Origin of the sequence: Pseudomonas sp. X4, from assembly GCF_040784925.1 — a bacterium.
GTDB lineage: Bacteria > Pseudomonadota > Gammaproteobacteria > Pseudomonadales > Pseudomonadaceae > Aquipseudomonas > Aquipseudomonas putida_Z.
Genome location: NZ_CP160798.1, coordinates 5,314,421 through 5,325,877, shown reverse-complemented (window position 1 = coordinate 5,325,877; position 11,457 = coordinate 5,314,421). Strand labels below are relative to the sequence as shown.

Below are 11,457 nucleotides of genomic sequence, written 5' to 3'. Positions count from 1 at the left end.
CTTCATGGAATGAGGGATTCGCCCAGGAGCCTGAATGAAGCCAGTCAAGCATCGCGCCACCATCATCTGCCGGCATGGCAAACAAACCCATAAATGGTTGTGGGTGAGAAAGCCCAACGCCGCCTGGACCCTGCCCGGCGGCAAGATAGAGCCCGGCGAGACGCCGGTGCAAGCAGCGGAGCGTGAATTGCTTGAGGAAACCGGGTTGCAGGCAGAATCGCTGACCCTGTTGATGCGTCATGAAGCGGCAGAGCGCATGCACTATGTGTTCGAGGCGGAGTTCGCCGACGCCCCGCATCCCAAGGCGCAGCATGAAATTGTCGATTGCCGGTTCGCTCACCCGGACCAGGTGCCCATGCTCAAGGACGAGATCAAGCTGCTGATCCGCTCGTTGCTGGCCTGTGACCGGGCTACGGCAGCGTCAGTGAGGTAGACCTTCTTCACCTGTGCCGGCCCTTTCGCGGGTGAACCCGCTCCCACAGGCATTCCACCGAACCTGTGGGAGCGGGTTCACCCGCGAAGAGGCCGGCACAGGAATCCGCTAGGCATGCACGCTCCACTGACACGCCTCCACCTCGATCGGCATCTCGTCAATGGCATGGATCATCCCGTTCGCCAATGCCTCCCGTGGCCCGAGTATCCGCGGGTAGGCCATCAGATACCGCGGCACATCCAGCACCTCGTCCGCGCCTTCGGTCCGCTCGGCGACGATCTGTGCATACAGCCGCAGGTCATAGTCCAGGCTCATCGCATACTCGGCCATGCGGGAGTGGTCGACCGAGCCATGCAAGGTCCAGTGGAACGGATGAAACAGGAACTTGCTGTAACTGCATGCAGTGCGCCGATCCCCGGCCAGGAACAGGATGTTGCCCATGGATTCCACCGTGCCGAGGTTGTGGGTATGCACCTCGACCGGTAACGCCCGCAGGAAGTTGTACAAGGTAAACCCGTAGCTGCACTCGCCGCCCATGGTGGCGATGTTCAGTTGCAGGACTTCGGCCCCCTGCTGCAACGCCCGCGAACAGGTGTTGATCAGGTTGCCGCAGGTGGATGAATTGATAGGCCCGGTGAAGTGGACGATATGTCTGGCCATGCTTGCCTCCAGGGTTGGCAGGTCATTCCTTGGGTTTCTGCGCATCGTCACCCTGCCCGGCCATCTGCCGGTACTGCTTGCGCAGGGCATGCAGCTCGGCCGGGTCCATGTCTTCCAGGTCCAGCAGCGCCTTGTGCGCCTGTTGGGTGGTGCGCAACAGCTCATCGATCTTGATGTGCAGTTCGTCGTTGTCGCGGTTCTGGGTGTTCTGGATCAGGAACACCATGAGGAAGGTGATGATGGTGGTCGAAGTGTTGATCACCAGTTGCCAGGTGTCGTTGAAGCCGAACAGCGGCCCGGTCACTGCCCAGATCAGGATCAGCAGGCAGGCGATGCCGAAGGTCAGCGGGCGGCCGGCCCAATTGGCCAGCCATTGGGCGAAACGGTCGAATTTCATCCTGGCGCCCTTCCTCGTAGCAGGTATGCGGTGGAAACGCCGCGGCCCGCAAAGTTCCACGCAGCATCAGCCTTTTCCGTTGGTCAACCGTGCTGAACCCTGGCCGTTGTTGATCGGTCGCACTTTCAGAGTGACCGAACAAGGACCCGGCAATGAGGAAGGCAGCGTGAGCGATATCCGCATCGGCATCTCCGGTTGGCGCTACGGCCCGTGGCGCAAGGATTTCTACCCGAAGGGCCTACCCCAGGACGACGAACTGGCGTTCGCTTCGCGAGCGGTCAACAGCATTGAAATCAACGGCTCGTTCTACAGCCTGCAAACACCCGAACGCTACCAGGGCTGGCATGACGAAACGCCGCCTGGGTTCGTGTTCGCGGTAAAAGCCCCGCGCTACATCACCCATGTACGGCGGCTGAAGGATATCGAAGAGGCCGTGGCCAATTTCTTCGCCTCCGGGCCGCTGCTGCTCGGCAAGAAGCTGGGCCCGTTCCTGTGGCAGTTTCCGCCGAACATGAAGTTCGACGAGGCCCGCTTCGCCCGCTTTCTCGAACTGCTGCCGCACAGCCGCAAGGATGCCCGTGAATGCGCGCAGGGGTGTGCGCAACGCCTGAAGGACAACGGCAGCACCGATATCAAGGGCAACGCACGGCTGCGTCACGCGGTGGAAATCCGCAACGAAAGCTTTTTGTGCGAAGCCTTCATCAAGCTGCTGCGCAAGCACCGGGTAGCGCTGGTAGTGGCCGACAGTGCCGGTAAATGGCCCTATGTCGAGGACCTTACCGCCGACTTCGTGTACATGCGCCTGCATGGCGATGTCGAGCTGTACAGCAGTGGCTATACCGCCCAGGCGCTGCGGCGCTGGAAGCAGCGCATCCAGCACTGGAGCCAGGGCCGCCAGGCCGACGATGCCCAGCTGGTGGTGCCAGGGCCGCCACCGCGGCGCGCCGCCCGTGACGTCTACTGCTATTTCGACAACGACCAGAAAGTCCATGCGCCTTATGACGCCCGGCGCCTGTTGCAGAAGCTGTCGCTGGACCATGAGCTGATGACCGAGCCTGGCGTGGTGCCGGAGGTGACCCTGTGAACAGGACCTTGCCTGCCCCGCACTGCATCATCGACAAGATCACCGCCGTGCGTCGGCTGAATGTACTGACGTTGAACGTGCACAAGGGCTTTACCTTCTTCAACCGGCGCTTCATCCTGCCCGAGTTGCGCGAAGCCGTGCGCGCCACCGGCGCCGACCTGGTGTTCCTGCAGGAAGTGCACGGCAGCCACCAGCAGCATGCCCTGCGCCACCCGGCCTGGCCGGATACGCCACAGTACGAGTTCCTGGCCGACAGCATGTGGCCGCAGTTCGCCTACGGCCGCAATGCCGTATACCCCCATGGCGACCACGGCAACGCGCTGCTGTCGAAATTCCCCATCAGCCGCTTCGACAACCTGGACGTCTCGGTGCAGGGCAACGAGCAGCGCGGCCTGTTGCATTGCCAGCTGGAAGTGCCTGGCCATGACCAGGTGCATGCGGTGTGCGTGCACCTGGGCTTGCGCGAGGCCCACCGGCAACGCCAGGTGAAGCTGCTGCTGGACCTGCTAGGCAGCCTGCCGCCCAAGGCCCCGGTGATCGTTGCCGGCGATTTCAACGATTGGCGGCTGAAGGCCGACGCGGTGCTGTGCGAACACCTGGTGGAAGCGTTCGGCGAGCATTTCGGCACCCCGGCACGCAGTTTCCCGGCGCGCCTGCCGCTGTTGCGCCTGGACCGCATCTACCTGCGCAACGCCATGCCCGGCACGGCCCAGGTGCTGTCCAAGTACCCGTGGTCGCACCTTTCCGACCACGCCCCTCTGGCTTCGGAGATCAAACTGTGAACCGACCCTGGGTAGACGGCAACAGCGTGCAGTTGCTGATCAATGGCGAGCAATACTACCCCCGCGTGTTCGAGGCCATGAGCCAGGCACGGGAGGAAATCCTGCTGGAGACCTTCATCATCTTCGATGACAAGGTTGGCCAGCAATTGCAGCAGGTGTTGATCGATGCCGCCCGCCGCGGCGTGCGTGTCGAAGTGGCCGTGGATGGGTACGGCACGGCCGACCTGCCCGACTCCTTCATTGCGGCCATGACCGATGCCGGGGTCAGTTTCCACGCCTTCGACCCGCAGCCGCGGCTGGTGGGCATGCGTACCAACCTGTTCCGGCGCCTGCACCGCAAGATCGTGGTGGTCGATGGCGAGCGGGCCTTCATTGGCGGCATCAACTACAGCGCCGACCATTTGGGCGACTTTGGTCCCATGGCCAAGCAGGACTATGCCGTGGAGGTCGTCGGCCCTGTGGTGGCACAGGTTCATGCCTCCAGCAAGCGCCTGATGTCACCGGTGCTGCAGCCGCCCAGCGCGGTAAGGCCATTGACCGAGCCTGCCGGTACCTGCACCGCCGTGCTGGTCGAGCGCGACAACAAGGTGCGCAGCACCGATATCGAAGCCCACTACCTGCAGGCGTTTCGCAGTGCCCGGCGGCGCATCGTGGTGGCCAATGCGTATTTCTTCCCGGGCTACCGGCTGATGCGTGAATTGCGCAATGCGTCCCGGCGCGGCGTGGAGGTCCGGCTGATCCTGCAGGGCCAGCCAGACATGCGCTGGGTACGGGCGCTGTCGCGACTGCTGTACAACTACCTGCTGCGCGACGGTGTGGCCATTCACGAGTATTGCCAACGGCCGCTGCACGGCAAGGTGGCGCTGGTGGATGATGAGTGGGCCACGGTCGGCTCCAGCAACCTGGACCCGCTCAGCCTGTCGTTCAACCTTGAAGCCAACCTGTTCATCCGTGACCGCGCCTTCAACCAGCAGCTCAACCAGCACCTGCAGGCGCTGGCCCGCGAACAATGCAAGCCGGTCACCCTGGAACGCATGGTTCGCGGCTACTGGTGGCGGGCACCGCTGATTTTCGTGTGTTTCCACGTGATCCGCCATTTCCCGCGGATTGCCGGTTGGTTCCCGGCGCACCGTCAGCACCTGCGCTCGGTGCAGCCGGAGGCCGAGGCACAGGTTGACTATCACGAGGGCAAGACCTGATGGCGCGAAAACACTGGCAAATCTGGGGCAAGCGGCTGTTCACCCTGGCATTCCTGATCCTGATCCCTGCGCTGCTGTACCTGCTGGCGCGCAACCTGGACTGGAACGAAGTGCGCCAATCGTTGCTGGCCTACAAGCCTGGCACCCTGGCCATCGGCCTGGTGCTGGCCGGGTGCAGCTACCTGACGTTCGCCAGCTACGACCTGCTGGCCCGGGCCTACACCGGCCACCACCTGCCGGCCCGCCAGGTTTTGCCGGTTGCCTTCGTGTGCTACGCCTTCAACCTCAATTTCACCACCTGGGTGGGTGGCGTTGCCTTGCGCTACCGGCTGTACAGCCGCCTGGGCCTGGACACGGCGACCATCACGCGCATCCTCACCCTGGGCCTGCTGACCAACTGGATGGGTTACATGCTGCTGGCTGGCACGGTGTTCGCCTTGCGCCTGGTCGAGCTGCCTGCCAACTGGGCGGTCGGCGCCAGCGGTCTGCAACTGATCGGCGTAGTATTGCTGGCGATTGCCGCAGGCTACCTGCTGGCCTGTGGTTTCGCCAAAAAGCGCACCTGGCGCTGGCGTGACCATGAGGTAACGCTGCCGTCGCTGCGCCTGGCGCTGTGCCAGGTAGTACTGGGTGCCAGCAACTGGGCGCTGATGGCACTGCTTATCTTCTGGTTGCTGCCTGGCGAAGCCTTCTACCCGTCGATACTTGGCATCCTGCTGATCAGTTGCGTGGCTGGTGTGGTCGCGCATATCCCGGCCGGCCTGGGTGTGCTGGAAACGGTGTTCCTGGCCCTGCTGCATGGGCAGCTTGCCCAAGGCACACTGGTGGCGGCCCTGCTGGGTTACCGCACGCTGTACTACCTGGTGCCGCTGTTGCTGGCGGTGCTTACCTACCTGATCCTGGAGAAACGCGCCAAGGCCATGCGCCGGCGCGACAAGCCTGCCTAGACCTATCGAGGGCCATTGGCCCGGGAGGTGGCAAATGCGTGGCGCTGTCTTGAAGCCGATGTTGATACTGATGGTGGCGAGCCTGGTCAGCGGCCAGGTCCTGGCCGAAGCCTGCAATGTGCTCACCCGCTCCTCCAGCGAGGCGGTAACGCCGGTGGAGCGGCACAGCTGCTACAGCTACAGCAACCTGCCCGCCGAAGCGATCAACTGGTCATGCAGCAACGAGAGCAAGGACATGCTCAACAGCGAAAAGCACAAGGTTGCGCGTTGTGCGGATGGCAGCGTTGGCAGTTGCATCGCGCCGTTGACCCAGGAGGCATTGGCCAACCCCAAGGCAGCTGGCGGTGACAAGCCGGCGTTGCCCAAGGATGCGCGGGTGATCACCTACTACTACGACACCCCCAGCCTGGGCCAGGCCCGCACCGATTGCGAGCGTAGCAACGGCATCTGGCAGACTCACTGAGCCAACTGTATTGCCTGCTCTGGCCCTATCGCCGGCAAGCCAGCTCTCATAGAACTGCATATAACTCATTGAATTAGCAGGGACCCTGTGGGAGCGGCTTTAGCCGCGAACACCGGCGCAGCCGGTGCCATGCACCGCGTTGGATTCTTCGCGGCTAAAGCCGCTCCCACAGAGTACGAGGATCGCTTTCGAATTCAGTTATCTGTGCGACAGCACAGCCCTTGAAGTCAATGCGGTCGGTGTGGGAGCTGGCTTGCCGGCGATAGGGCCAGAACAGGCATCCACGGCAGTTGCATCAAATAATGATGTCCTGGCCGCGAGGCCCTTCAGGCTTCAGGGCGAAATCGGGTCACTCGCCGGGAAGGTCTCGTCCAGCGCATTGTCCACCGCGCTTTCCCCGGTCTTTTCGCCACAGTGGCAATCAGGCATCCGGCACGGCTCGCCATTGCGATGCCCGCTGGCACAGGCCTCGCAGCAATACACCTTGCCTTCGAGCTGCAAGGCATTGGCATCCACGGTGCAGGAACAATGCGCACAGGCACAACGTACCTCGTTCATGGCTTGCTCTCCTCGTCATCGATCACATCATCGCTCCACGGCTCTCCATCCAGCGGCGCGGAGCGGGCCAGTTCGGCTTCGTCCAGGCCTATGCCGCCGCCAATCTCGTTGGCCTCTACCCGCCTCAGGGTCTTGTCTGCAGGGCCGCCGCTGCCACCGGGTTCATGCGGGTCGCGGGCGCCGGTTTCGTCCAGCAAGGTGTCCGGGCTCAGGTCGTCGTAGGTGACATTGTCCTCGTGCAGGCTGTCGCTCAACGCCTCGCCGCCGGTCATGCCGCTTTCGGCCACGCGCCGCGGTGGGAACTCGCGGGCCACGTCCGCGGCCGGTCGCTCGTCACCCACACGCCCCTCGCGTTCATCCAGGCGCTCGTCGAAGTCCAGTTCATGCACGCTGCCCATGCGGTCTTCGGTGTCGTCGATTTCAGTGGGGGTATACGGCTTCGGTTCATCTGCTCGGGCCATGTGCGTTCTCCGTCAGGTGGCTTCATTCGGTCGACTGCAGCTGCTGCTGGAAGATTCAGAGTTTTTTTGAACTACCGCCCGGGCCGCTGCCTCCGAGATTAGAGACTGCGAACCGCCCGGAGCCCGCCATGGCCAAGCCCCTGCAGGAATATGCGCGCAAGCGCGACTTCAATGCCACGCCCGAGCCCAGCGGCAAGCGCAGCCGTGGCAAGCGGGCCCACGCGCTGCAGTTCTGCATCCAGAAGCACGATGCCAGCCACCTGCACTACGACTTCCGCCTGGAGCTCGATGGCACGCTGAAAAGCTGGGCCATCCCCAAAGGGCCGTCGCTGGACCCCAAGGTGCGCCGCCTGGCCGTGCACGTGGAGGACCACCCGCTGGACTACGCCGACTTCGAAGGCCATATCCCCGAAGGCCATTACGGCGCGGGCGACGTGATCGTCTGGGACCGGGGCATCTGGGAGCCCGAAGGCGATGCGCGTGAGGCCTATGCCAAGGGCAAACTGCGTTTTCGCCTGCAAGGCGAAAAGCTCGGCGGTGTATGGAACCTGTTCCGCACCCACCTGGCCGGCAAGAAGGAGCAGTGGATGCTGGTCAAGTCGCACGACAGCCAGGCGCGCAGCGAAGCCGACTACAGCATCGTCGACGCCCAGCCCGACAGCGTGCTCAGCGACCGCACGCTGGTACCGCGCAAGCCGGCAGCAAAAAAGGCCGCCGCGCCACGTCGCAAAACCGCCAGCAAAGGCCGGAAGGTGCCGTTGCCGGCACAGCTGCAGCCACAACTGGCGACCTTGGTCGACTCCCCGCCCAGTGGCGACTGGCGTTACGAGGTGAAGTTCGACGGTTACCGCATCCTTGCCCGCATCGACGGTGATGACGTGCGCCTGTTCACCCGCAATGGCCATGACTGGAGCGGCAAGATGCCCAGGCAGGTTGCCGCCTTGCGTGCGCTGGGCCTCGATTCGGCCTGGCTCGATGGCGAGGTGGTGGTGGCTGGCGAAGACGGCACGGCGGACTTCCAGGCGCTGCAGAACGCTTTCGACACCGAGCATGACGAGCACATCACCTATTACCTGTTCGATTTGCCCTTCCTGGGTGGCCAGGACCTGCGTCAGTTACCGCTGCAGGACCGGCGAAACACTTTGCAGCAGTTGCTGGAACACAACGAATCGGACGTGCTCAAGTACTCCGCCGACTTTGACCAGCCCGTCGAATCCCTGCTCGACAGCGCCTGCCGGCTGCAACTCGAAGGCCTGATCGGAAAGCGCGTCGACAGCCCCTACAGCGGCCGCCGCAGCCCCGACTGGATCAAGCTCAAGTGCAAGCAGCGCCAGGAGTTCGTGATCGTCGGCTACACCGACCCCAAAGGCAGCCGCAGCGGTTTCGGCGCCCTGCTGCTGGCCTTGCACGACAACGACAGCGGCGAGTTGCGCTATGCCGGCAAGGTCGGCACCGGCTTCAGTGCAACCACGCTGGCCAGCATCCATGCCCGGCTGAAACCGTTGGAAATCGCCAGGCCGGCCCTGCCCAACCCGCCTACCGGGGCCGAAGCCCGGGGCGTGCACTGGCTGAAACCGCAACTGCTGGCCGAAGTCGCCTATGCCCAGATGACCCGTGACGGCATCGTGCGCCACTCGGTGTTTCACGGCCTGCGCGATGACAAACCGGCTACCGCCATCGACCTGGAGCGCAGCATGCCCGCCAAGACCCTGCCCAAGCGCAAGCAGGCCAAGGCCCCCGAGGCCTTGGGCGAGCTGCGCCTGACCCACCCCGAGCGGGTGGTCGACGCCACCAGCGGCGTTACCAAGCGTGAGGTCGCCGAGTACTACGCCGCCGTCAGCCAGTGGATACTGCCCCAGCTCGAGCACCGCCCGGTGGCGCTGGTGCGCGCGCCGGATGGCCTGGCCGGGGAGCTGTTCTTCCAGAAGAACGCCGGCCAACTGCATCTGCCCAACGTGCTCAGCTACGACAAGGCCGAGGCCGGCCAGGCGGCAATGGTCGTCAACCGCGCCGACACCTTGCTGGGTGCCGTGCAGATGAACATGATCGAGCTGCACACCTGGAACGCCACCGACAAGGACTTCGACAAGCCCGACCGCTTCGTCCTCGACCTCGACCCGGACCCGGCGCTGCCGTGGAAGGCCATGCTCGAAGCGACCCAACTGGCCCTGACGCTGCTGGATGAACTGGGCTTGAAGGTGTTTCTAAAGACCAGTGGCGGCAAAGGCATGCACCTGGTCGTGCCCCTGACCCGGCGGGCCAGCTGGGATGAAGTCAAGGCGTTCAGCCACGGCATCGTCGATTACCTGGCCAGGCTGTTCCCCGACAGGCTCAGTGCCGTGTCCGGGCCCAAGAATCGCATCGGGCGCATCTTCATCGACTACCTGCGCAACGGCAAGGGCGCGACCACCGCCTGCGCCTATACCCTGCGCGCCCGCGAAGGCCTGCCAGTATCCGTGCCGATCTGGCGCGAGGAACTGCCGCAACTCAAGGGCGCCAACCAGTGGAACATCGGCAACGTGCTTGAACGCCTGGGCGAGGCGGACGACCCCTGGGCGGAGTATGGCAAGACAAGGCAATCGATCACCGTGGGCATGCGCAAGCAGTTAGGGCTGGCCTGATGACGGCTTGCCTGCAGCACTACGCCCGCAGTGCCTCACCAAGGAGCCGAGCCCATGAGCATCGTCCAGGATTTTGACCTGACCAACCTCGATCGCCTGCTGCGAGCCTTCAGCGAGCGGCAGCAACCGCTCAACCTGGATACCCAGTTGCCGCAGCTGATCCAGGCGCTGCAAGCCGACCACCTCGACCTGCTGCCCCTGCCCGGCCAGGGCAATACGCTACGGCGCTGGCAAACCCTGGCCCGGGTGGCAGGCTGTGACCTCGCCTTGGCCAAGCTGTACGAGGGCCACACCGACGCGTTGGCGATCCTTGCCGAATGCGCTGCGGCGCACCACGCTGCCGAGGGTATATGGGGCGTGTGGGCCGCCGAACCGCCGGATGCCCGCGCCTGCATCGTCGCCCGAGATGGCGACCAGGTCCGCCTGGAGGGTCGCAAGGCCTGGTGTTCGGGCGCACTGCAGATCGACCGGGCGCTGGTCACGGCCTGGGACCAGCACGACCAGCCCCAGTTGGTGGCCATCGAACTGTCCCATCCCAGCCAGGGCCTTGCCATAGACCGCTGGCAGGCCATCGGCATGGCCACCACCGCCAGTGTCGAAGTCGAATTCCACCATACCCCTGGCATCGCCATCGGCCGCCCCGGGCAATACCTGTCACGCCCCGGGTTCTGGCATGGCGGCGCTGGCATTGCGGCCTGCTGGTACGGCGCCGCCGAAGCCCTGGCAGACTACCTGCGCGAACACTGCCGCAACCCCCGCCCCGACCCACATGCCGATGCTCACCTGGGCGCGGTCGACGCCGCCCTGTACGGCGCCAGGGCGGCACTGCGCGAATGCGCGGCGTGGATCGACCGCCAGCCAGGCGCGGACGCCAGCTTCGAAGTACGCCGCACCCGCGCCCAGGTGGAACAGGCCGTGGAGCAAGTGATCCACCACGTTGGCCGGGCGCTGGGCGCCACGCCTTTCTGTCGCGACAACCACTTTGCCCGGCTGAGCGCCGACTTGCCGGTGTTCCTGCGCCAGAGCCATGCCGAGCGCGACCTGGCGGCGCTCGGCGAGCAGTTGGCACAACGGCCGGCGGGAGTCTGGCAGCTATGAGGCAAAACCTGATCCAGGCGAACAGCGGTACGCCGTGGGCGGCCTGGCAGCAGGCCGCGCACCTGGCCAGGGCCACCTGGATCACCCCGCAGCAGCTGTGCCCGCCAGGCCGCCGCCTGGTACTGCTGGCTCCGCACCCCGATGATGAAATTCTCATGGCCGGCGGGCTGCTGGCGGGCTTTCATGGCCGGGAAGACGACCTGGTGCTGATCTCCGCCACCGATGGTGAAGCCAGCCATCCCGGCTCTACCCGCTGGAGCGAACACCGCCTGCGCCGGCAAAGGCCGCTGGAAAGCCGCCATGCGCTGCAACAGCTCGACCTCGACCTCGGCCGCCTGGACTGGCGGCGGCTCCACCTCAAGGACGGCGCGTTGCCACGTGACGAGGCGTTTCTGCTCAACCACCTGAGCCAGTTGCTCAGGCCTGACGACCTGCTGATGACCACCTGGAGCGGCGATGGCCACTGTGACCACGAGGCAGTGGGCCGGGCTGCGGCGCAGGCGGCCCGGGTGCGCAAGGTGCAATGCCTGGAGGTACCCGTGTGGGCGTGGCACTGGGCGCAACCGGATGACCCGCGCCTGCCTTGGCCGCGGGCCCACCGCATCCAGCTGGACGAGGCCAGCCTGGCCCGCAAGCGCAAGGCCCTGGCCGCCCATGTCAGCCAGCTGGAGCCGGATGGCCAGCGCCCGCCCGTACTGCCGCCGAACTTGCTGGATTGTCTGCTGCAACCTTTCGAACTGGTGTTCCTGTAAAT

General features: G+C 64.7%; 13 protein-coding genes. 9 read left to right on the top strand and 4 right to left on the bottom strand.

Features of this window, described 5'->3' with window-relative positions:
* The first annotated feature begins 34 nt into the window (after window positions 1-34).
* Complete coding sequence (locus tag ABX298_RS23655; protein ID WP_075045227.1) at window positions 35-433, top strand: NUDIX hydrolase; 399 nt, start codon at window positions 35-37, stop codon at window positions 431-433.
* Window positions 434-541: 108 nt separating this feature from the next.
* Here ABX298_RS23655 and ABX298_RS23650 read toward each other — a convergent pair whose 3' ends face one another.
* Both ABX298_RS23650 and ABX298_RS23645 read right to left on the bottom strand, forming a co-directional pair.
* Window positions 542-1,093: an ATP-dependent Clp protease proteolytic subunit gene (locus ABX298_RS23650; protein WP_084785184.1), complete on the bottom strand. Its 552-nt coding sequence runs from the start codon at window positions 1,091-1,093 to the stop codon at window positions 542-544.
* Window positions 1,094-1,115: 22 nt separating this feature from the next.
* Window positions 1,116-1,490 carry a low affinity iron permease family protein gene (locus ABX298_RS23645; protein WP_025339097.1) on the bottom strand — a complete coding sequence of 125 codons (375 nt, stop codon included), beginning with the start codon at window positions 1,488-1,490 and terminating at the stop codon, window positions 1,116-1,118.
* A gap of 166 nt (window positions 1,491-1,656) precedes the next feature.
* Here ABX298_RS23645 and ABX298_RS23640 point away from each other — a divergent pair, with 166 nt between their 5' ends.
* The 5 genes from ABX298_RS23640 to ABX298_RS23620 are packed head-to-tail and all read left to right on the top strand — an operon-like array spanning window position 1,657 to window position 5,965.
* Window positions 1,657-2,574, top strand: a complete 918-nt coding sequence (locus tag ABX298_RS23640) for a DUF72 domain-containing protein (protein ID WP_084785183.1) — start codon at window positions 1,657-1,659, stop codon at window positions 2,572-2,574.
* Entirely contained in the window at window positions 2,571-3,356 is a 786-nt protein-coding gene (locus ABX298_RS23635; RefSeq protein ID WP_085692591.1) for an endonuclease/exonuclease/phosphatase family protein, read from the top strand. The genes ABX298_RS23640 and ABX298_RS23635 overlap by 4 nt, the downstream gene beginning before the upstream one ends.
* Complete coding sequence (clsB, locus tag ABX298_RS23630) at window positions 3,353-4,555, top strand: cardiolipin synthase ClsB (protein ID WP_075045223.1); 1,203 nt, start codon at window positions 3,353-3,355, stop codon at window positions 4,553-4,555. The genes ABX298_RS23635 and clsB overlap by 4 nt, the downstream gene beginning before the upstream one ends.
* Window positions 4,555-5,502, top strand: coding sequence for a lysylphosphatidylglycerol synthase domain-containing protein (locus tag ABX298_RS23625; protein ID WP_025339093.1), 948 nt, complete (start codon window positions 4,555-4,557; stop codon window positions 5,500-5,502). Before clsB ends, ABX298_RS23625 begins: the two co-directional genes overlap by 1 nt.
* A 34-nt stretch (window positions 5,503-5,536) precedes the next feature.
* Entirely contained in the window at window positions 5,537-5,965 is a 429-nt protein-coding gene (locus ABX298_RS23620; RefSeq protein ID WP_137163914.1) for a hypothetical protein, read from the top strand.
* A 333-nt stretch (window positions 5,966-6,298) separates the two neighbouring features.
* On the opposite strand, the gene ABX298_RS23615 is transcribed toward ABX298_RS23620, so the two are convergent.
* Window positions 6,299-6,523 carry a metallothionein gene (locus tag ABX298_RS23615; RefSeq protein WP_025339091.1) on the bottom strand — a complete coding sequence of 75 codons (225 nt, stop codon included), beginning with the start codon at window positions 6,521-6,523 and terminating at the stop codon, window positions 6,299-6,301.
* On the bottom strand, window positions 6,520-6,984 hold the full coding sequence (locus ABX298_RS23610) for a phosphotransferase system, HPr-related protein (protein WP_084785182.1): 465 nt from the start codon (window positions 6,982-6,984) through the stop codon (window positions 6,520-6,522). Before ABX298_RS23610 ends, ABX298_RS23615 begins: the two co-directional genes overlap by 4 nt.
* Before the next feature lie 128 nt (window positions 6,985-7,112).
* On the opposite strand from ABX298_RS23610, the gene ligD reads away from it, so the two are divergent.
* The 3 genes from ligD to ABX298_RS23595 are packed head-to-tail and all read left to right on the top strand — an operon-like array spanning window position 7,113 to window position 11,455.
* Window positions 7,113-9,605 carry a DNA ligase D gene (gene ligD / locus ABX298_RS23605; protein WP_367393727.1) on the top strand — a complete coding sequence of 831 codons (2,493 nt, stop codon included), beginning with the start codon at window positions 7,113-7,115 and terminating at the stop codon, window positions 9,603-9,605.
* Between the two features lie 54 nt (window positions 9,606-9,659).
* Window positions 9,660-10,703: an acyl-CoA dehydrogenase family protein gene (locus ABX298_RS23600; protein WP_075045218.1), complete on the top strand. Its 1,044-nt coding sequence runs from the start codon at window positions 9,660-9,662 to the stop codon at window positions 10,701-10,703.
* Window positions 10,700-11,455 carry a PIG-L deacetylase family protein gene (locus tag ABX298_RS23595; RefSeq protein WP_367393726.1) on the top strand — a complete coding sequence of 252 codons (756 nt, stop codon included), beginning with the start codon at window positions 10,700-10,702 and terminating at the stop codon, window positions 11,453-11,455. The genes ABX298_RS23600 and ABX298_RS23595 overlap by 4 nt, the downstream gene beginning before the upstream one ends.
* The last annotated feature ends 2 nt before the right edge of the window (window positions 11,456-11,457 follow it).

What these genes read in the sequence shown, in the direction of transcription:
- ABX298_RS23655 (WP_075045227.1), top strand. Translation starts at nt 35, where the DNA reads ATGAAGCCAGTCAAGCATCGCGCCACCATCATCTGCCGGCATGGCAAA.
- ABX298_RS23595 (WP_367393726.1), top strand. Translation starts at nt 10,700, where the DNA reads ATGAGGCAAAACCTGATCCAGGCGAACAGCGGTACGCCGTGGGCGGCC.
- ABX298_RS23610 (WP_084785182.1), bottom strand. Translation starts at nt 6,984, where the DNA reads ATGGCCCGAGCAGATGAACCGAAGCCGTATACCCCCACTGAAATCGAC.
- ABX298_RS23615 (WP_025339091.1), bottom strand. Translation starts at nt 6,523, where the DNA reads ATGAACGAGGTACGTTGTGCCTGTGCGCATTGTTCCTGCACCGTGGAT.
- ABX298_RS23600 (WP_075045218.1), top strand. Translation starts at nt 9,660, where the DNA reads ATGAGCATCGTCCAGGATTTTGACCTGACCAACCTCGATCGCCTGCTG.
- ABX298_RS23625 (WP_025339093.1), top strand. Translation starts at nt 4,555, where the DNA reads ATGGCGCGAAAACACTGGCAAATCTGGGGCAAGCGGCTGTTCACCCTG.
- ABX298_RS23620 (WP_137163914.1), top strand. Translation starts at nt 5,537, where the DNA reads ATGCGTGGCGCTGTCTTGAAGCCGATGTTGATACTGATGGTGGCGAGC.
- ligD (WP_367393727.1), top strand. Translation starts at nt 7,113, where the DNA reads ATGGCCAAGCCCCTGCAGGAATATGCGCGCAAGCGCGACTTCAATGCC.
- ABX298_RS23645 (WP_025339097.1), bottom strand. Translation starts at nt 1,490, where the DNA reads ATGAAATTCGACCGTTTCGCCCAATGGCTGGCCAATTGGGCCGGCCGC.
- ABX298_RS23650 (WP_084785184.1), bottom strand. Translation starts at nt 1,093, where the DNA reads ATGGCCAGACATATCGTCCACTTCACCGGGCCTATCAATTCATCCACC.